The 19,833-nt window shown below is 74.3% G+C and carries 11 protein-coding genes; 1 reads left to right on the forward strand and 10 read right to left on the reverse strand.

Features of this window, described 5'->3' with window-relative positions; all coding sequences use genetic code 11:
* Nucleotides 1-41 precede the first annotated feature (41 nt).
* On the forward strand, nucleotides 42-1,916 hold the full coding sequence (locus ACFVYX_RS17925; RefSeq protein ID WP_389682359.1) for an NAD-binding protein: 1,875 nt from the start codon (nucleotides 42-44) through the stop codon (nucleotides 1,914-1,916).
* On the opposite strand, the gene ACFVYX_RS17930 is transcribed toward ACFVYX_RS17925, so the two are convergent.
* The 10 genes from ACFVYX_RS17930 to ACFVYX_RS17975 all read right to left on the reverse strand — a co-directional run bounded on the left by ACFVYX_RS17930 (nucleotide 1,897) and on the right by ACFVYX_RS17975 (nucleotide 19,833).
* Nucleotides 1,897-6,972, reverse strand: a complete 5,076-nt coding sequence (locus ACFVYX_RS17930; RefSeq protein ID WP_389682316.1) for a hypothetical protein — start codon at nucleotides 6,970-6,972, stop codon at nucleotides 1,897-1,899. The genes ACFVYX_RS17925 and ACFVYX_RS17930 overlap by 20 nt on opposite strands.
* A gap of 6 nt (nucleotides 6,973-6,978) precedes the next feature.
* Nucleotides 6,979-8,343 (reverse strand): ATP-binding protein, encoded by a 1,365-nt coding sequence (locus ACFVYX_RS17935; protein WP_389682317.1) that lies wholly within the window; start codon nucleotides 8,341-8,343, stop codon nucleotides 6,979-6,981.
* Nucleotides 8,343-9,710 (reverse strand): contractile injection system tape measure protein, encoded by a 1,368-nt coding sequence (locus ACFVYX_RS17940; protein ID WP_389682318.1) that lies wholly within the window; start codon nucleotides 9,708-9,710, stop codon nucleotides 8,343-8,345. Before ACFVYX_RS17940 ends, ACFVYX_RS17935 begins: the two co-directional genes overlap by 1 nt.
* Nucleotides 9,707-11,878 carry a hypothetical protein gene (locus ACFVYX_RS17945; protein ID WP_389682319.1) on the reverse strand — a complete coding sequence of 724 codons (2,172 nt, stop codon included), beginning with the start codon at nucleotides 11,876-11,878 and terminating at the stop codon, nucleotides 9,707-9,709. Before ACFVYX_RS17945 ends, ACFVYX_RS17940 begins: the two co-directional genes overlap by 4 nt.
* 6 nt (nucleotides 11,879-11,884) lie before the next feature.
* Entirely contained in the window at nucleotides 11,885-12,751 is an 867-nt protein-coding gene (locus tag ACFVYX_RS17950) for a hypothetical protein (RefSeq protein WP_389682320.1), read from the reverse strand.
* A complete protein-coding gene (locus tag ACFVYX_RS17955) occupies nucleotides 12,741-14,462 on the reverse strand; it encodes a hypothetical protein (RefSeq protein ID WP_389682321.1) in 1,722 nt (573 codons plus the stop codon). The genes ACFVYX_RS17950 and ACFVYX_RS17955 overlap by 11 nt, the downstream gene beginning before the upstream one ends.
* Nucleotides 14,459-17,251, reverse strand: a complete 2,793-nt coding sequence (locus ACFVYX_RS17960; protein WP_389682322.1) for a baseplate J/gp47 family protein — start codon at nucleotides 17,249-17,251, stop codon at nucleotides 14,459-14,461. Before ACFVYX_RS17960 ends, ACFVYX_RS17955 begins: the two co-directional genes overlap by 4 nt.
* Nucleotides 17,248-17,679: a GPW/gp25 family protein gene (locus tag ACFVYX_RS17965; RefSeq protein WP_389682323.1), complete on the reverse strand. Its 432-nt coding sequence runs from the start codon at nucleotides 17,677-17,679 to the stop codon at nucleotides 17,248-17,250. Before ACFVYX_RS17965 ends, ACFVYX_RS17960 begins: the two co-directional genes overlap by 4 nt.
* Nucleotides 17,676-17,951, reverse strand: coding sequence for a PAAR domain-containing protein (locus ACFVYX_RS17970; protein WP_389682324.1), 276 nt, complete (start codon nucleotides 17,949-17,951; stop codon nucleotides 17,676-17,678). Before ACFVYX_RS17970 ends, ACFVYX_RS17965 begins: the two co-directional genes overlap by 4 nt.
* Before the next feature lie 82 nt (nucleotides 17,952-18,033).
* A complete protein-coding gene (locus tag ACFVYX_RS17975; RefSeq protein WP_389682325.1) occupies nucleotides 18,034-19,833 on the reverse strand; it encodes a phage baseplate assembly protein V in 1,800 nt (599 codons plus the stop codon).

The raw sequence follows: 19,833 nt of genomic DNA on the forward strand, positions 1-19,833 counted from the left end.
TACCGCACCAGGACACCGGAGACGCACGGAACGGCGGCCACATGGTGGTCTGCGGCGACGACGGGCTCGCACTCCGGCTCGCCTCCGAGTTGCGGGACGTCTACCGCCAGCGGGTCGTCCTCGTCGCGCCCGGCGACGGGACCGAGGAGACGGAGAGGTCCGCCGTACTGTCCCGCGCGGCGCGCCTTCTGCGCCGGGCCGACGGCACCGTCACCGGCACGTCCCCGCACCCGCGGGACGTCGTGTCCGCCTCTCCCGCGGAGGCGGCGCTGCTGCGGGCCGGGGTGGACCGGGCCGCTGCCCTGGCGCTGCTGTACGAGGACGACGAGACCAACCTGCGGGCCGCGCTCGCGGCCCGCAGGCTCAACCCCGGCCTGCGGCTCGTCGTCCGCATGTACAACCGGAAGCTCGGTCAGCACCTGGAGGAACTCCTCGACCAGGCCGCCCTGCTGACCGCTCCCGGAACCGACCGGGCCGTTCTCGACGCCTCCACCACCGTCCTGTCCGACGCGGACACCGCGGCCCCCGCGCTCGCCGCCACCGCCGTCGCCGGCACGAGCAAGGTCGTCCAGGCCGACGGCGTACTCCTGCGCGCGGCCGAACGCGCCCCGCACGGACCCGACGAGGTCCCCGACCCCGGCCTGTGCACCCTGGCACTGCTCTCGTCCACCACGACCGACCCGGCGGGCGCGGAGGGTTCGGAGAGCAGCGGCCCCCAGGGCCCTCTCCTCCTGCCCGACGACCGGGCCGTGGCGCGGGCGAGCGGGCGCGGCAGCGTCGTCCTGGAGACCGTGCGGTACGCCGGTCCCAGCCTGTCGGCACGGCGCCTGGCCCGCCGCGGAGCGCCGCTGCGGGAGCTCTTCTCCAGCCGTCTGAGGTGGGCGCTCGCCGGCATCGTGGTCTCCGTGCTCGCCCTGACGACGGCCGCGGCGCTCCTCACCGACGCCGATCCCGTGCACGCCGCCTATCTGACCCTGCTGGATCTGTTCTCGATCAACGACCCCGCCGTCGACGGGCCGGCCACCCGCCAGATCCTCCAGCTCCTCTCCGGCCTCGTCGGCCTCGCGCTGCTCCCCCTCCTCGTCGCCGGAGCCCTGGAAGCGCTCGGCACCTTCCGCGCCGCGGGTGCGCTCCGCCGCCCGCCCCGCGGCCTGTCCGGCCACGTCGTCCTGCTCGGCCTCGGCAAGGTCGGCTCCCGCGTCCTGGCCCGGCTGCGGGAGCTGGACATCCCCGTCGTCTGCGTCGAGGAGGACCCCGACGCCCGCGGCATCCCGCTCGCCCGGGGCCTCGGCATCCCCGTGGTCCTCGGCGACGTCACCGAGGAGGGCGTGCTGGAGGCCACCAAGATCCACCGTGCGCACGCCCTGCTCGCCCTCACCAGCTCCGACACCACCAACCTGGAGGCCGTGCTCTACGCCCGTACGGTCAAGCCCGACCTGCGCGTGGCGCTGCGCCTGTACGACGACGACTTCGCCACCGTCGTCCACCGCACCCTGCGTACCGCCCATCCCGAAGCGCTCACCCGCAGCCGCAGCGTCTCCCACCTGGCCGCACCCGCCTTCGCGGGCGCGATGATGGGCCGCCAGATCCTCGGCGCCATCCCGGTCGAACGCAAGGTCCTGCTCTTCGCCGCCCTCCTCGTCGCGGGCCACCCCCAGTTCGAGGGCCGCACCGTCGCCGACGCCTTCCGTCCCGGATCCTGGCGCGTCCTCGCCCTCGACACCGCCGCCCCCACGATCCGCCGCCCCGACCTGGCCTCCTCGCACCGCGCGGGCGAGGAACCCCAGCTCCTCTGGGACCTGCACCCCGGCTACGTCCTGCGCCCCGAAGACCGAGTGGTCATCGCCGCCACCCGCCGAGGCCTGGCAGAACTCCGCGGCACGCCCCCCGAGCAGGTCATGGCAGGGCCTGGGTGATGGCGTCGAAGAACGCCTCGATCTCCTGGATGACGGCCCGCTGGATCTCCGCGAGGTCCCCGTACATCAGGTTCTCCACCCGGCCCCGGCCGGTCACCCTGATGGCGATGCCGATCGGCTCGTTCAGCCGCTCGGGGGGAATTCCGCTGCCGTCCCATACGAAGTGGCTGCGCAGCGCCGCTCGCAGTGCTGCGACGAACTCCCGGGGCGAGTGCCGGTCTCCGAACGCCACCCGGGCCCGTTCCCGCAGCGCGTCGTGGAAGGCGGCCTGGCCCACCGTGCCCGCGGGGCGCTTCGGTTCGCCGACGACCGACCCGCCGCCCGAGTGGACGCGCACCTCGGAGGGCGTCTTCGGCTCCTTCTTGGGCTCGTATCCGGCACCTGCGCCCTCGGGAACGAAGGAGTACACCACCCAGTTGGTCGGTGTCCGCAGGATGTGCATCGACCTGATCCAGTGGAGGCCGCGCAGGACGTCGCCCTGACGGGCCAGTTCGACCGCGTGCTCCAGCACGTCGCCGATGCGGTTGACCGGGATCCACTCGTGCTGGCCGGGCGCGGCGGCGCGGAACTGGGTCTTGATCCAGCCCCTGGAGGCTCCGCCCGTGTTCCACAGGGTCCTGAACTGGTCCCATGTCAGACCGCCGGCCGTGCCGCGCTCCACGAGTGCCTCGAAGAAGGCGACCACGGCGCCCGGATCTCCTGGGCCGTACGCCCTCACCGCGTCCCACAACCCCGGGTGCAGCCTGGACCCCACGAAGGGGTCGAAGCGGCCGTACTGCTTCTCGCCCGCCTCCCCCGAATGCCGGAAGCCGATCCCCGAGATCTCCTTGCGGAGGTGCTGATCGGCGTTCTCCGGCAGCGTGCCCTCGGCTTCGAGCCTGAGGTGGCCGGCCGCGGACTCCCCGATGCGGCGGATGAACGCGCCGCGCACCATGTGCGGGTACGCGTTCTTCGTTCGCGGCAGCGCGAAGAGGAAGTCGTAGAACCCTTCGGTGGTGACCTTCTTCCGGCTGGGCTGCTTCGCCGGCCCGTCCCCGGAGTCCGCTTCGTAGAAGTAGGACTTCACGAGTCTCGCGGCGTCGGCACTGCCCAGGTAGCCCACACCTTCCTCTTCGGTCCCGCCCAGCACCCCGGGCCGCCAGACCTGGACGTCGCGTCCGTCCGTCGGGACGTACAGCACGGGCTTGCTGACCTGGCGCGTCCACCAAGCCTCGTGCACCCCAGCGGCGAAACGCCTTCCGAAGAGGGGGAGCTGGGCAGAGATCTCGACCAGCAGGTTCTGCATGTCGTCGCGGCCCTCTCCGAAGGCCGCGAACAGCTCGCCGAGCAGACGGGCGATCTCCTTCTGCTGATCTTCGAGGGCCTTGTCGTCCAGAGCCTGTGCCGGTTGCGCCGGTACCTCCCCGGAAGGGGCCGACTGCCGGGTGGTCGCACGCTCCTTGGCCAGCCGGTCCGCCTCGGGGTCCGCGCTCTGCGTCAATCCGCGTACGGCGGCGATGTTCGCCCGCACCTTTGCCAGTTCCCCCTCATTGTCCTTGAATCGATCCGGCGCCTCCCTGGTCCACGCGGCCAGCTTCGTCTCCAGCGGGGTGGGCTCGCTGGCCACCATCAGGTCGGCGGCGGCGCCGGTGACGCGGATCCAGTGGCGGTGGGATTCACCGCCCGCCGTGAACACGACGGTCTGGCCGATCTCCTCCTCGTCCCCCTCCCCGCCCTTCTTCTCGCCCCCGCCCAGCCCGAGGGAGGCGAGCAGGGCGCGGCCCTTGGTCACCAGCCAGGCGATCACCGTTTCGGCCAGGCCGAAGATGTAGTCCTGGAAGCCCTTGATGTTCTCGGCGACCTTCTCGGGCAGGTCGCCGAGGCCGACCAGGCCGGCCAGCAGGTCGATGACGATGGGCAGCAGCATCGCCAGAGCGGCCTCGACCTGTTTGGCCATGCCGCCGATGTCGCCCGCGAGGATGGCCGCGGCGCCGTTGACCACGGTCTCGACCAGCCGGAAGATCGAGGCCGCGTTCTCGAAGATCCAGCGCAGCACCTTGTAGATCAGCATGATGGCCTGGAGGACGGCGCCCGCCGGGTTGAGCATGCCCAGGATGCGCATCGCGACCTGTTTCACCAGGGTTTCGGTGATGTAGGAGATGGCGGCCTGGATGATCCGGTCGAGGAACGCCCTGGGGTCGAGCTTCTCCTTGAGCATCTGAAGGAGGCCCTCGGGGCCCTTCTTGATCAGGGCGGAGATCAGGCTCCACGCCTGCTCCACCAGGGCCACGTTCTTCTCGCCCACGTGCTTGACGATGATCCCGCGGATCCTCGGCCAGGTCAGGCCCATCAGCTGGAGGGCGAAGGTGATCAGGCTCGACACGCTGAGGTCGGTGGGGATCTGCACACCGACCGAACCCAGGCCCCGGAAGAGCCAGTCGAAGAAACCGTTGATCAGGTGGTCGGGGAAGTGGTCGAAGAACAGCCGGAATCCCTGGGCGACCGCGGCGACCAGGTTGTTGCCGAAGGTGACGGGGTCGTCGGCGATGTCCGCCACGACCTGCTGGATCTTTTCGACCAGGGCCCAGAAGGCGGGCGGCGGGATGCCGGCCAGGAGCAGCAGTCCTTCGATGATCGCCTTGACCGGGTCGTCGACGAACTGCTGGACCGCCTTGAGGACTTTGCCGATGAGTCCGCCCGCGGCCTCGCGCAGCTGCTCGACCTCCCGCTGTACCTCGGCGACGGCGGTCACGGCCTGCTTGGTGATGTCCTTGGTGAAGTCCTGGCGGGTCTGCGCCACCTTGGATTCGAGACCGTTCAACCGCTCGGCGAAGGTGGCCTGTTCGGTCGCGGCCCACTCGCGCAGTTCCGCCGGCAGATCGGCGAACAGCCGGGCGAGGCGCTGCCGGGCGTCGTCGATGAGGGCCTTCGCCGCCGCGATCACCGACTCGACGTCCGCCGAGATTTCCAGCAGCAGCCCGCACACCCGGTCGCCGAACTGCTTCTCCGCCGCGTCGTACGCCTCCTTCACCCAGGCGGGCAGTCCGGTGAGCGCGTCCAGGCCCTCCAGGAGTGCGCCGCCGACTCCTTCGTGACGCTCGGCGATCCACTTGGCCACCCGGTCCAGCGCCTGCCGGAATTCGGTGGAGTGCCGCTCCACCCCGGCGGCCCATTTGTCCATGGCCGTGCGGGTGAGGGGCTTCAGCAGACCGTCCACCCGGTTCTGGGCGTCGGAGAAGATCTGCTGCGCCTGCCGGCTGACGGATTCCCGGGTCTGCTGCTCGGTGCCGACCATCGCGTTCTGCTTCGACGCGACATCGCCGACCGTGCCTCCGCGCGAGGAGTTGAGCGTCTCCAGCGCCTTGGTCTGGAGCTCGGCCATACCCGTCCGGGCTCGGTCCAGGGCCTCGTCCTGCTTGGCCAGGACCTCGGCGGGGCCGTTCGCCGCCATCGTGCCGAGTTCCTGCTGACCCTCGCGGACGGTGGAGAACGGCGGCTGTCCGATGGGTTCGGCGGATGGACGGTTGATCCGCGAGTCGGCGACCTTCTTGTCGACATCCGCCTTGTCGGCGTCGAGGGAGACGTTCTGTGCCGGGACCGGGTCGGGGGCCGCGCCTGGCGCCGCGATCCCCGGGTCGGCCACGCCCGGGGCCGGGCGGGCGATCGGCTGCGGGGTGGTGGCGGGAGTGCCCGCGGGCTGCTGCTGGAGCCCGTTGTACGCGCCCGCCGTCTTCGCCGTGTCCCCCTCGACCGAGGAACCGAGCGCCTGCCCGGCGTCCTTGGCCATCGTCTTGGGGTCGGCCTCGACGAGGTGTTCCTCGTCGACGGGCCGTTTGCTGCGGATGGCCCTGCGGATGTCCTCGCAGAGCCGGAGGATCTGCGAGCTCGGCGCGGGCCGGGTGCCGAGGGCGTCGGCGAGGGCGGCTCCGGCCCGGGCGGCGGTTTCCGTCGGCGGTTCGGTCACGGCCCCGCGGGCCGTGGCGGTGCTCGCCTTGGCGTCGGGCAGGCTGCTCGCGGTACGAGCTGCCCGCCCGGCTCCGTGGACCACGCCCGCGATGCGCTCCTGGTGGGCGGGGGAAGGGGCGTCCGGGGCGGGCGGGATGTGGAGGGTCACCTCCGGGCCGGGCGGCGCCGCTTCGGCCGCGGCCTCCGGGGCCGCCGCCGCCGCGCCCGGGAGTTCCACGGCCCCTTCGGGCGCGGCGGGTTCGGCTCCGGCGGCGACTTCGGCCGCAGCGGTGTCGACCACCGTTGGTTCGGGGACGGCTGCTTCCTCCGGCGCCGGCCCCGTCCCGGGGCCGGGAGCGGCTTCCCCGGCCGGGGTGGCCACGGGAGCCGTGTAGGCCACGGCGGGCACGGCCACCACCCGCAGGCCGGCTTCGCCGACGTCCGCCTCCGCGTCAAGGACGGTGTCCCGCCCGGCACCCGGTCCGCCCCGCCGCGAGGGCTCCGCGGCGGCCGGTCCGGCTGCCGCGTCCGACGCCGGACCAGGGCCGAGGCCCTCCCCCGCGCCCCCTGTCCGCACGGCCGGCGGGACACGGCCGGTGCCGTCCGCCCCGGTCCCGTCACCCTCCGCCGTCCCCGGTCCCGCCGGCCCCGCGGGGGTCACCGGCACGGTGAAGGACGACGCCGGCGCCGGGCGCGCGCCCGTGCCGGTGTCGAGCTCCCAGCGCCCCCCGGCGGTCTGGCCGTCCAGCCGCACGGTCGCGACACCCGCGTCCACGGTCACGTACGGCAGGGGGGCCTCGCCCGGCGGGTGGGGCTGTGCCCGGCCCGCGTCGGACTCGTACGTCAAGCGCGCCAGCGTCGTGCCGAGCACGGTGACGGTCGCGTCGAGCTCGACCCGCCCTGTGGTCCCGCCGTCCTCACCGACCTCGAAGCGCATCCACCCGCGGACGAATGCCGCCTCCACCGGCCGGGACACCCAGTCCCGGCCCGCGCCCGTCCCCCCGGGCCCGGTGGCCGTGCCGCGGTCCGTCCCCGGCGCGCGGGCCCCGGACCGCCGCGACGGACCGGCGGTCCGGGGTGCGCGGTCCACGACCCCGGACCGCTGCTCGGGGGCGACGCGAGTACGTTCCACCGGTCCTCAGCCCGTGGCCGACGGCGGTGTGCGCCCGCTCTTCGCGAAGGCCGTGCCGATGCCCGCCGTCAGGTGCTCGCGGGTCACCACCCGGCCGTCGGCAGCCGCCGCGTACGCCGCGGCCAGCGCGGCGTCCAGGATCTCCGCCCCCGTCAGCGGGTAGCGCTCCGCCAGCGCGGGCAGGCCGAGGTCCTCGGCAACCGGCAGCCGGGCCGGCAGCACACCCCGCCAGATGGCCAGCCGCTCGGCCGCCCCCGGCGCCGGGAACTCCACCCGCAGGTCGATCCGCCGGGCGAACGCCTCGTCGATGTTGCCCAGCAGGTTGGTGGTCAGGACCACCACGCCCCGGTGGCGTTCCACCCGCTGGAGGAGATAGCTGACCTCCTGGTTCGCGTAGCGGTCGTGCGCGTCGGACACCTCCGTGCGGCGGCCGAAGACCGCGTCCGCCTCGTCGAAGACGAGGAGGCACTCCTCCTCCTCGGCCCAGTCGAAGACGCGGGCGAGGTTCTTCTCCGTCTCCCCGATGTACTTGCTGACCAGCGCCGATACATCGACCCGGTACGCGGGGACGCCGAGGGTCCGGCCGAGTACCGCGGCCGTCATGGACTTGCCGGTGCCCGGCGGGCCGTGAAAGAGCACCAGGGTGCCCCGTACACCGTCGTGTGCCCGGGCGAACCCCCATTCCTCCAGCACGGTGTGCTTGTGCCGGACGCGTTCCAGTACGGTCGCCAGCCGACGGCGTACCGGGCCCGGCACGACGATGTCGTCCAGGGTGTGCGCGGTGTCCATGAGGTCCACGGGCAGGTCCGGCGGCGGTCCGCCGGCCACCGGACCGCCGGTGAGGTAGGCCACGAGGGCGCGGTGCGGAACCACCCGGCCCGCGAGGGTTCCCCCTTCGGCCGCCGTCAGGTCGAGCAGCCGCGCGCCGCGCAGCCGTCCGTGGGCGGCGAGCAGTTCGCGGGCCGCGAGGCGGCCCGCGAAGGTGCGGGCGCACAGCGTGCGGAGCACTTCGCCGGTGAGGTGCGACGCCCCGGGCCGGTCGGCGAGCAGCCCGTAGTAGAGGGCGAACTTCTCGTCGATCTCCGGAGCCACGGCGGCGAGCAGGGCGAGTGCCTCGGCGGCGTCGAGCGAGCAGTCCCGCACCACCCGGGCCAGCGGCCCGTCACCGGCGTAGGTGTGGACGGCGGGGAGTCCTTCCGTCCCCTCAAGTCCCAGGGGCCGTGCCATCAGCGCGGCGACCGCCCGCTCGGGCTCCGCGTCCAGGCCGGCGCGGACGGCACACGAGCGCCGTTCCTCCAGCCTCAGCCCGATGACCGCTTCCAGAGCGGTCAGCGCACGGTGCAGTTCCTCCTGGTGGGCTGCCGGGAGCATCAGACCTCCAGCCGTGGTGGACAGGGCAGGGGGCCGCCGTCGAGGGTGACCCGGACGGGCGGCGACCACGGGAGGGCGAACGAGCCCACCGGGTAGGGCAGTCGGGCGAGTACGGGGTCGAGCGGCAAGGGCGCGAGATCCACCCGGATCACCCCGCCGGGCGCCGTCTCCAGCACCGCCTCCCGGAGGAGGAACCCGGCCCTGAGGTAGCCCGGGCTCGACCGCCCGAAGCCGGGCAGCGCGGCGGCGAACTCCCGCAGCACCCCCTCCGCGGCACCGGCGACCTCCTCCGGGACCTCGCGCGTGACCGGCTCTCCGTCGGCGGGCGCCTCCGAGGCCCGTGCCGCCCCGGCGAGCAGCAGGATCAGCGGGTCGCCCGGCGTCCCGGGATCCGCCGGGCCGGCCAGAGCGCCCAGGGCGATCCGGCGCAGGTCGGTCTCCGTCGCCGTGGCGAGGGCAGCTGCCCCGGACGCGCGCAGGAGGCGGGTCGCTTCGTGCACGTAGCCGGCGAGCCAGGGATGCAGCAGGACGACCCCGCCCGCCCGGGAGGACAGCGGTCCGCCCGCCGGGGCGGGCCGCACGCCGGTCCTGGCCGGCGCCGCCGGCACGGCCCGGAGCCCGGAGGGGACCGCCGGCTCGTACGGCGCGGGCTCGCCCGGTCGCGCCGTACGAGCCGCGGGCGCCTGCCCGGGCAGGTCGACCCGCACCTCGGCTCCGGCCGCCGGAAGGGGCGGCGCGGAAGCGCCGCCGTCCGGCCGGCCGGCGGGCGCGGCCCGGTCCGGGCCGCCGTCCGCTGCTTCCGGTGACGTGGGGGCGGGCGGTACCGGGCGGTGCCGGCCGTCCGTGAAGGGCTCCCACCGCTGATCGGTTTCCTCCGGGCGTACGGCCGGGATGCGAGCCGGGCGGGTCGGGACGACCGTGGCCGGACCGGTCGTGCCCGGCCCCACGGACGGCATGCCGGAGCCGGTCGACGCGGGTTCCGGCGGCGGGGAAGCAGGGGTGCTCGCCGGGCTGCGGCCCGGTGCCCGCGGCCCGCGGGTGACGGGGCCCGCGGGCGTGACGGACAGCCGGTGCGCCACGGCGGCCCGGATGTGTTCGGCCCACAGCAGCAGCACGGTGTCGTCGTCGTGGTCCGCGGGATCGAAGCCGAGCGGCACCACCAGGCGGTCCACCCGGACTTCGGGCACGTGCTCGCCGCCGCCGGGTTCGCCGCCCAGCGCCCGGCCGAGCACGGCGGGCAGCCGTTCGGCCGCCAGGCGGCACAGCCGGGCTCGTACGGCCAGGGCACGTTCCTGGTCTCCGGGGGCCGCCCGGCAGCGGATGGTGAGGCGCTCCAGCCTGACCTCCGCCGTGCCAGGGGCCGTCACGAGGGCCCCTGGCGCAGCAGCGCGGTGAGGGTCCGTGCCGAGTGGCGTACTCGGGTCAGCTCCGCTTCCGGCCGGTCGGCGGCCTCCGCGGCCGCGACCAGGGCCTCGACCAGTGCGACGAGCTCCTCGCTCCCGGACACCGCCGGTGAGGACTCGGCGCCGGCCAGCGCACCGCTCAGCGTGTCCAGGAAGTCGCCGAGGAGGGGGACGAAACTCTCCGAAGAGGCGAAGCGCGAGGTCCCGTACTGGAAGAGATGGTCGACCCGGCCATCGTTCTTCTTGACCAGCTCCAGACTCAGGGCGACGTCCTCCTTGAGATTCGTGTGCTCGTTCCACAGGCCGGCGACCTGTGCGGCCGCGTCGATGACTTTCTGCTGCAATGCCGAGGCCTGCTGGTGGGCGTACGCGATCTCGCCTTTGAGGTCCTTGCGGAGTTGGATGAGGTCGTCCTTGACCACCACGTTCTCGACCCGGGCGGTCAGCGTCGCGAGCTGCTGGAGCTGCGTCGTGTCACTGACCTTCAGCTGGGACAGGCTCGTCTTCAGCTCCTGCACAGCGGTCTGCACCCCGGCGACCTCCTGCGCGGCCTGCTGGGCGCCGGCGGCGGCGTTCACGGCCTCGGCCAGCACGCCGCCGGCACTCTTGAGTGCCTGCTGGTTGGGCACCCGGCCGACCTCCACGACCCTGCCGGCCTGGTCATGGACCAGGACCAGCTTGTCGCCGAGGCTGATCGCGCCCTGGACCGAGAAGCCCTTCAGCTGTCGGGCCTGGTCCGCCGTGAGTACCTGCACATCCGGACTGAGTCCCTGGTCCGTGATGAACGCCTTGAGGGACTCCGCCGTCGCGGCGGCGCTCGCGCCCAGCGCGGGGCCGAGGGAGAACACTCCGGCCTGTGCGAAGTCCAGCGGATCCGTGCCGTAGAGGACGTCGATACCCACGGGATCCATCAGACCGTGGCCGGGCCCCTTGATGAAGGGAGCTTCCTCGAGGTAGAAGTCGCGCCACTTGTCCGGGAGCTTGCTCGGCGGGAAGTAGACGTCGAAGCAGGGATTCTTCACGCCCAGCAACATCCTCAGGCGAGCCAGCGACTTCTCCCCCTTGGGACAGACGTGGAAGTCGCCCTTGCCGGGCGGCGGCTTCATCGGGACCTCCGGTCCGGGGACCGTCGGCTCGTTGTAGCTGAGCAGCAGCGATTCGAGCCGGTTGCGCATCTGTGCGACCGCGTCCAGCGGGCCGGCTCCGGTCAGGGCGTTCGCCAGCCCCACGGGCGGCTCGAAGTCGTGCCGGTACGCCGGCTTCCACACGTGTACCCCGCCTTCCGTCGCGAGCCAGCCGAGGGCGATACCCGGTCGTGTGGTGGCCCGGGAGGTCGGCGTGTGAAGGGCGCGGACCCGCAACAGGTCGAGAGTCGCGAAGAACACGTGGTTGAGGAAGGCCGCCCGGTACTGACCGACCGCGAGCGGCGTGGAGGTGGTGAGGGCCAGGCCGCTCAGGCGCTGCGCCGCTGCCGCTGAGAGCTCGATGCCCACCGCGTTCAGGCGCGCGGAGACCGCGTTCCGCAGCTGGTCGAAGTCGCCTCCGACGTCCCCGTTCGCCTGGATGGTCAGCGGCGCCTCGTCCAGCAGCGGCTCGGTGGCGAAGTCCGCCGCCGTGGACTTCAGCCGGCCGGGTACGAGGAGGACCTCCGCGACGCGCAGCTTGAGGGCGGAGTGTCCGGCGCAGTCCGTCTCGCCGCACTGCGGGACGCCCTTGTCCTTGTCGTCCAGGACCAGGACCGGAGTGGTCCCGCCGGGCCCGGCCTCGATGAAGTCGAACGGCGTCTCGAGGGGCGGGGCCGCGTGCGCCTCCTCGATCGCCTTTGCCAGATCCGGCCACTGGACGGCGGTGCCCAGCCACAGCACCTGTCCCGGCTGGTCGATGCCCAGTCCCGGATCAACGGTGAACTGCCGCTTGCCCTCGGCATCGGGGGTGCTCACCGTTCCGGTGAGCCCGGCGGTGATGCCGAAGCCGATGGCCTGCCCGAGGAGCCGGTCCTGGCCGTCGAGGAAATCGCGCAGCTGGTTGAGGTCTTGGTGGGTGAGGACCTGTCCGCCGGTGAAGCAGGGATAGGGCCGGTCGCCGCCGGCCGTGCCGTTCGGGCCGGAGCGCGCCCTGGTCTTTCCCGTCATCCGCTCTCATCCTTCCGTGGCCGGGGAGGGCAACCGCCCCACGTCCAGCCGGTCGGTGGGCGCGCCGTCGTCGACGCATTTCCCCAGCCGCAGACCGTCCTTGTGCGGGACGTGGTCCACCGCCTCGCACAGCAGGCGGCGAACCCGCTCACGGAAAGCCGCATCGGTCTCGTCCGGTGGCACACCTGGTCCCTGGCCCTTGCGCAGGACGAAGCCGGAGGGCACCCAGCACAGCCGCGTCAGCAGGTGGGCCGGGGCGTACCGCTCGACGACGGCGGCGGCCTCGCGCCGGGCCGCTGCATCCCGGAACCTCGTCGAGAGCGGTACGAACAGGGTCACGCGCAGCCAGGGCAGCGGCCTCTCCCGTCCGTCCGGTCCGGTCTGCGGCTTCCCGTCCCGCTCGCCGTCCTCGGCGAACCGGAAATGCTCCACAAGCACCGGCCGGGAAGCCGCCCTTTCGATGCCGAACCAGAGGCAGAACCAGTCCAGGAAGCCGTCGGGCGTGCCGCGCCGCCGCCACAGCCGCGCCGCCCGCTGCAGGAACCTCCGCTTGCGAACCAGCCCCTGCGGATCGCGCCAGGTCCCGGGGAACGAGAAGCCCCACCATGCGGCCAGTTCGTCGTAGAGGGCGGAGATCCGGGCCAGCAGGGCTTCGCCGCCCGCGTTCTCCGGCAGGTCGGGCGGCCAGGCGGCCGCGTCCGGGCCGCACCAGAGGGGCAGTTCGGCCAGCCGCTCCAGATGCGCCCGGTTGAGCTCGTCGACCAGGGCGAGGTAGCCCTCCAGCTGCTCGAAGCTCTCCTGGTCGGCAGAGAACACCGCGGGCAGGTGTGCGGCCACCGGCGTGTACTCGGCCGCCGGGTGTTCAGCAGCCACGGGTGTCCTCCTGGGGCAGCTCGGGGCGGACCACCAAGCAGTGCTCGCCGGCCGGGCCCAGCACCGGGACGCCGTGCTCGGGGACGGGCAGCGCGTCCGTGTGCCACGTCGGCTTGCCTTCGGACGCCCGGGTGCTGATGGCCGCGGCCAGGTCCGTGACGCCGAGCACCTCCGGGTCGGCCGCGATCACCTGGGCCAGTTCCGCGATGCGCACCTGCTCGCCGGGCTGCCAGCCCCGCCCGGGTGCCGCGGGCGGCTTCCCCGAGCGGGGCCACGGTCCCTCCACGGTGGGCGGGCGGGCTGGGTCCGGATGGTCTCCGGCGACGCTCCCCGCGGACTCGGGACGGCCTGCGTCCAGCAGGGCCCCGACCCGGTGCAGGGCATCGCGCAGCACGCGTCCGGCGGATGCCGTCACCGGTACGTACAGCACACCGCGCAGCCGCACCGGGCAGGTCTCCAGGAGCGCGGCACCGACCTCGTCGCCCATGAGCCGCCGCTGGGCGCCGGTCTCCTCCGCCGAGGGGAACCCGGCCTCCCCCGGGTCCCGCACCCGCGACGGTTGCTGCTGCCCGGCCGGCGCGTAGGTGAGTACTCCGGCGAGCACGGCGCGCAGGAACCGGTGGCCGGCCTCCTCGTCGGCCTGGAGTGCGGACGGCTCGGGCTCCACCAGGATCGTGACCGCCCCGGGCCTCCCGCTCCCCCCGCCCGTGGGCCGCCCGTCGAACCCGATGCCCGGCAGCACCCCGGGTACCGCCCAGGCGCGGCCCACGCTCACCTCCGGGCCCGGCTGCCCGTCGTCGTGGGGGTCATAGGTCAGGCCGACGGCGAGCCGGGCGTAGTCGTCCGTGGTCACCGGCTCGACCGTGCGTGCCTGGAGCGGGTGCGCAGGCCAGTGCCGGGTGCGCCCGGCGGCGTCCTCCCAGTCCTCCGGGTGCGCTCCGGGTGGTGCGGGGTGGCAGCCGAGGGCGTCCAGCTCCTGGGGTGCGCCGAGGCCGAACTCCTCGGCCAGCGCGGTCCGGACGGCCTCCAGGGCCACCGCGTCGTCCGCCCCGGCGACCAGCGCGCGGATCCGCTCCTCCGCGTCCCTCAGACGTTCGGCGACCGCCTGGCGCCGACGGCGTTCCGCCACCCGCTTCCGTTCCTCGGGGAAGAGGGGACCGGCGGCCTCGTCGCCGTCCATGGCGGCCCGGAGCAGCAGCGGTGCCCGCAGCAGCCGGATCGCCGCCGCCCGCACCGCCGCGTTGGTGACCTTGGCGCCTCCGGGCAGCCGGACGGTCTCCAGGCGCGTGTCCGCGGTCTGCGGGTCGGGGGCCTCCCGTACCGCCTTGCGGTCCGCCGGCCGCAGTGCGGCCAGCAGATCGCCGAGCTGCCGCAGCCTCGCGGGGGATTCCGGCAGGGGGACACCGCTCCAGTGCCGCTCGGCCCGGCTCCGGAACAGCCCCGCCTCGGCCGACCAGCCGGACAGCGGCCGGTTCCCGGTGCGGTAGTGGAGGTCGGCGACCGACCACACCACCGATTCGAGCAGGGTGACGCCCGGGTTCCCCGGGTTGTGGTCGGTCCACCCCGGTGCATGCGCCCGCACCGTCGCCAGTGCGGTGGCCAGCAGGGTGGCGAAGTCGCCGTCGGGCGCCGTCGCGGGGGCGGCGCTCACCGGCGGCGGGGGCGCGGGCGGAGCGGGCAGGACCGGTCCGGGCGGCACGGGAGGGGTCACAGCTGCTCCTCCAGGACGAGTTCGTGACCGCCGGCTGAGGCGATCAGGCCGCGGTGCGGGTCGGGGGCCACCCTCGCCACCGTGTCGTGCGGCGGCAGCAGCCGCAGGAGCTGTACGTGGTCGACTTCGGGCCGCTCCTCGAACAGGACGGTCAGGGCGGAGGGGTAGAGGGCGCGCCCGAAGTCGGCCGGGCCCCGCCCGGTCGGATGGAGTCGGTCCTCCAGCGCCGCGGTCAGGGTTTCGAGCGCCTCGGCGGCCGCGACGCCGGGCGCCAGGGCCAGTCGCGCGTGCACCCGTACCTCGGCGTACCGGGGGCAGAGCACCACCGGCCGGGCGTGGGGGGACCGTACGGGCTTCAGCCGCGCCAGGATGCGCTCCGCGAGGGTCACCCCCGGGTAGGGCAGCCGTTCGCGGCCGTGCGGCACGACGACCAGGGCGACGGAACCGGGCTCGGCACGGCAGTCGGTGCCGGTGTGCGGCAGGCAGCGGACCGCGGCGACCTCGGGGAAGGAGTCCCGGACGATCCGCTCGTAGTCCCATGCCTGTACGGCTCGGCCGCGGTGGCGGACCAGGCCGGTGGCGCGCCGCAGGTACGCCTCGTCGTCCTCGGCCGCCCGTCCCGGGGTGCCGGCCGCCGGATTGCCCGCCTTCACCCCGGGCAGCGGCCGCAGCAGCCCCTTGAGCTCGCCGGGAGCCAGGGGCCGCTCCGGTGTGCGGTCGCGGCCGCCGCCGGGCCGGCCCCGGTAGACGGCGGTCACGGCGTCCGTCCGGACGTCCAGGATCTCTCCCACCGACCGGGGGGTCGTGGTGCGCAGTCGGAGCCAGCGGCCCTCCTGCGTGCCCTGTGCGGCGCAACCCTGCGCCCAGTCGGCCGGGATCCGCACCCTGAGGACTCCGCTCTGCCGCAGACCGCGGGTGCCGTCGAGGACCGTGAGCGGCTGCCATGCCTGGGCCTGGCTCCAGTACTCCCACGAGGCCTGGTGCGGGTGCCCGGTGGAGCCGCAGGCGGGCGCCTGGGTGACGCGTACGTGCAGGGACAGGGCGCCCGCGGCGCCGGGGGCGAGGCCGGTCAGACCGAGGGCGACCGTGCCGTGGGCTCCCGCGGTGGTGTCCAGGGGCTGCTCGAAGGGGTGTTGCGGGGTGGGGAGGGCGAGCTGCCGTACCGCGTGGCCGTTGTGGGTCCGCACGTCCCGCACGGTGACCTCGCGGGTGCGGTAGCCGAGCATGACGCGGGAGGCGGTGGGCGGGGTGGGCGCGAGGAGGTCGGCCGCCTTGGCCTTGGCGGGTGACGCCGCCACCTGCTCGGCGAACCGTGCCACCCGGTGCAGGTAGTTCTCCCAGCCGAAGTCGCCGCTGCTCAGAAAGAGGCGTACGTAGTTCCCCGTGGTGCCCGCCACTTCGGCTGGCTCGGACAGCGGACCGGTGCCGGTGTCCACCGCGGCGGTACGGCTGCCGTGCAGGGTGCTGCCCGCCGAGCTGAAGGTCTGCCAGCCGCCGCCCGTGCGGCGCTGCCACTGGATGCCCGGGTCGGCTGCGTCGTACGTCAGCTTGCCGAACAGGTCGATGCCCTTGGCGTTCAGCTCTTCGAGGACCCACCGCTGGACAGGGGAGGCGTAGTCCACGGCGTGCAGACCCTGACCGGAGTCGCCGAGGAGTTCGAAAGTGAGGGTCAGGCTCTCCAGGGGTTTGCCGAAGCATTCGTCCGAGCGCAGGTAGAAGCTGTCGCCGCGGCGCGGGGCCGGCCCGAAGGGCTGGAATTCCCGGGTGATGTCGACCGTTCCGCTGCCGGTGCCGCCGGCCTCGGGGCGCACGTCCGCGCGTTCCATCCGCAGCCGTACCTCGCCCATCTCGAAGGCGAAGGCGCGGGGCAGCGGGGTGTCACCGCTGAAGGAGGCACGCAGGAACGGCAGCGGTGAGGCGTCTCCGGGCAGCGGGCCGCATGCCTCGGTGAGGACGAGGGTCACGCTCTCGCCCGCGTACACCGGGGCGCCGGACAGTACGGTGCTCAGGCCGCGGGGGGTCGACCAGTGCCAGTCCACGCCCTCCAGGGCGGTGGCGTCGCGGCCGGGGAAGGTGACGGTCACGGTGGCGGTGCCGCCGTCGAAGGCCAGCACCTCGCTGGCGAAGTCCGCCTGGTGGACGGCGGCGGTCCCCGCGAAGGGCGCGAACGGCGTGCCGGAGGCCGGGCGAACGGCTGTCCGGTCGCCGTCCGGCGTGGCCAGGGTGCCGGTGACGCCGAGGACTCCGGTCCCGTGGAGGGTGAGGGGGTCGGTGGTCGTGTAGGTCCGTTCGCCGCCGTCGTCCGTGCGGCCGCCGCGCAGTTCGGTGCCGATCGGCAGGACCACCGGACGGGCCGCTTCGCCGGGTGCGGGGGCCGGGGCGGGCGGGGCGGTGAACACGGCCACCACCTCGTCGGGTTCCATGGGGCGCCGCGGGATGCCGAGCCGGTCGGCCAACCAGCTCAGCCGGGCCCGGCCGGGCAGGTCCGCGCTGTGCCGGGCGAGCCCCTCGTGCAAGGCGGCGACGGCCATAAGGAGTGCCTGGGAGGGATCGTCGGGGTGCCGCAGTTCCGGGGTCCGCGGGCCCGTACCGGGACTTCCCTCGGGGGTGAAAAGCAGCTCGGCCCAGGGAGGGGCGGTCTCCTCGGGACCGCGCAGGTGCGGGACCGGCCGGGCGGCGGCCGCGGAACGGGCCATGGCGGCGATCTGGTCGCCCTGCGACACGTGGTGCGGGCCGGGACCGCTCGCGGACCGGGAGCCAGGACCGGTCCCGGTGGGGTCGCCGCTCATGCGCCGCCCTCCAAGTGGAAGGGCAGGACCAGGTTCGTCGGGCGCCGGTGCGGGTCCGTCCGGTACTCCACCGTCACCACCACACGCCCGTCCGCCTCGCGGTCCGCCACCGCCTCCAGGCGTTCCACGACGGCCCGGGGCTCGCAGCGCAGCAGGGCCGTGCGCAGTTCGTGCGCGAGCCGGTGGCACGAGGCGGCGTCCGAGGCCGCGAACACATGGTGGTGGGCGGTGGATCCGAAGTCCGGCCGCATCACGCGTTCACCGACGGCGGTACGGACGACCAGTTCGACGGCCTGGGCGACGGTGTCCTCCCCGGTCGCGGTGCGGACCCGGACGCCGCCCGCCGAGGGGCTCCCGGACTCCGCCACCGGCTCGTACCAGCGCACCGGGAAGCTCCAGCCCGCGCCGAGGTGCGGCAGGCCGTTCATCCGATCACCACCGTGGGTGCGCCCACCGCGACCGCGGCGCCGCAGCCGCAGAGGTCCCCGGCCCGCAATGCGGGACGCCCGCCGACGAGGACCTTCGGGCTGCCGGAGGTGAAGGGGGTGCTCGGCGGGTGGCCGGGCTGGATCGGGCAGGCGTGCAGGTCTCCGAGGACGGCGGCGGGCAGTCCGGCGATCAGCACCGTGGCCACGCCCGGACCGGCCACGACCCCGCCGTGCACGGTGAGGTCGGTGACCCGGGCCGCGGGGGGCGTCACCTGTGCCCGCCCGGGTGGGCGGACCCGCGGACACCGCGCCGGCCGCGAGGAACGTGGCGAGCACCCGTCATCGTCGTACCCCTTAGTTGATCTTCACCAGTGCGCCGGTGACGGACAGCACGCCCGCCGCCTTGAGCTCCAGGGCCGCGGCGCTCTCCACGGCCGCGACCCCGGTGGACTTGGCCGTGAAGGAGGCGGCGGCCACCTTCACCGCCCCGGCCGGGGCCGACAGCGTGATGTCCCCGCTCCGCGCCGTGATGGCCACACCGCCGGAGGAGAGCGCCACGGAGCAGCCTCCGCCCTTCTCCGTGAGGACCACCTCGCCCTTCCCGTCGTCCAGTTCGAGCCGGTGCCCGGCGGCGGTGGTCAGGGCGATCCGGCCGCCCGCCGCGTCATCGAAGGTGAGCCGGTGGCCGGACCGGGTGACCACCGAGCGGATGCCGTTCGTCTTCGGGTCCATCCGCTCCGGCGGCGCGGCCCGGCCGTTCCACAGCGCGCCCAGCACCACCGGGAACCGGTGGTCGTCGCCGATGAACCCCACCAGCACCTCCTGGCCGACGTCCGGTACGAACCAGGTGCCGTGCCCGGACCCCGCCGACAGGGTGCTCAGCCGCGACCAGACCGGTTCGGCCGCCGGCGCCAGCCAGGGGAAGGCGACCTTCACCCGGCCCAGCCCCAGCGGGTCGTCCAGGTCCTGCACGAGGCCCAGCACCAGTCCGTCGGTGACCGCCGAGGCGCCCGCGGCGGCGGTTCCGCGACCGCCCGGGGCCGCGGCCGGGGCCTGCGGGCGCAGCGGTGGTGGTGAGCCCACCTGGAACTCCGTCGTGTAGCCGCGCCGGCCCAGCCGGTGCCGTACGGCACTGACGTAGTGGCTGCCTCCGAGCGTGGAGCCGATCCCGGTGAGCCGCACCCACGAATCGGCGCGCAGCCGGGGCATCCCCAGGGCGCTGCCGGTGCCGTGGAGATGGCGCAGCGTCTCGCCGGAGGCCGCGGCGACGGCACGCCGGTCGGCCTCCTCGACGGAGATGCCGGTGGTGTACCCCAGGTGGGCGGCGCGCAGCGGCCAGCGGGCCGTGCGCAGGTCCTCGGCCGGCGTGGGCCGTCCTCGGCCGCCCTGCTCGGCCCTGCCACTGTCGGCCTCGGCGACCACGGCCTCCAGCGTCGTGGAGTCGAAACCCGCGTACGAGACGGGGTCCGCGCGCCCCGATACCTCCCGGGTCAGCTTCAGTTCCCGCAGTGTGGTGCCATAGGCGAGGCTGAGGTCGTCCCCGCCCGGGGCGGCGGCCGGGCGGAACACCAGCCGGTCGTCGGCGACGTAGGCCACGTAGCCGAGCTCGGCGGCCCGGCCGGTCACCCAGTCCCAGTCCGAGCGGCCGGAGAAGGCCACCAGGGGCTGCCGGATTCCGGGGGCCTCGTCCGCGGTGAGTCCGTAGGCGGCCGCGATGTGCGCCACGACCTCGCCGTCGGTGGTGTCCTCGTGGACGCGGGCGCGGGGCACCGCCGCGAGGAGCACGCTGCGGGTACGGCAGTCCACTTCCAGCACCGGGCCGGAGGCCGTGCCGAACCGGGCGGTGACGCCGGTGACCACCCCGCGGAACACCGGTTCCAGGGCGCCCCGCCAGCCGAGGGAGATCTCCATGGCGGTCCCCGGCACGAAGGGCCCGGTGTCGGAGTACCGCACTTCCCGGGCGTCCGGGTTCCAGTTGCGGACGAGCAGCACGGCGCGGCCGTGCCGCAGCACCTCCGCACTGACGTCCAGCTCCAGCACGTCGAGCCGTACCTGCGGATCGAGCGGCTGCCCGGCCAGCTTCACCGCGAACTCGGGCAGGTCGGGGACGCCCCCGGCAAGTTCGGAAGCGGTGGCGGCGGCGGGGGTCGCCAT

This window comes from Streptomyces sp. NPDC058326, from assembly GCF_042879855.1.
Classification (GTDB): Bacteria; Actinomycetota; Actinomycetes; order Streptomycetales; family Streptomycetaceae; genus Streptomyces.

Excerpts from the sequence above, each read along its gene's own strand:
- ACFVYX_RS17975 (WP_389682325.1), bottom strand. The coding sequence starts at position 19,833 with ATGGCGACCCCCGCCGCCGCCACCGCTTCCGAACTTGCCGGGGGCGTC.
- ACFVYX_RS17965 (WP_389682323.1), bottom strand. The coding sequence starts at position 17,679 with ATGAACGGCCTGCCGCACCTCGGCGCGGGCTGGAGCTTCCCGGTGCGC.
- ACFVYX_RS17925 (WP_389682359.1), top strand. The coding sequence starts at position 42 with ATGGTGGTCTGCGGCGACGACGGGCTCGCACTCCGGCTCGCCTCCGAG.
- ACFVYX_RS17945 (WP_389682319.1), bottom strand. The coding sequence starts at position 11,878 with ATGACGGGAAAGACCAGGGCGCGCTCCGGCCCGAACGGCACGGCCGGC.
- ACFVYX_RS17960 (WP_389682322.1), bottom strand. The coding sequence starts at position 17,251 with ATGAGCGGCGACCCCACCGGGACCGGTCCTGGCTCCCGGTCCGCGAGC.
- ACFVYX_RS17935 (WP_389682317.1), bottom strand. The coding sequence starts at position 8,343 with ATGCTCCCGGCAGCCCACCAGGAGGAACTGCACCGTGCGCTGACCGCT.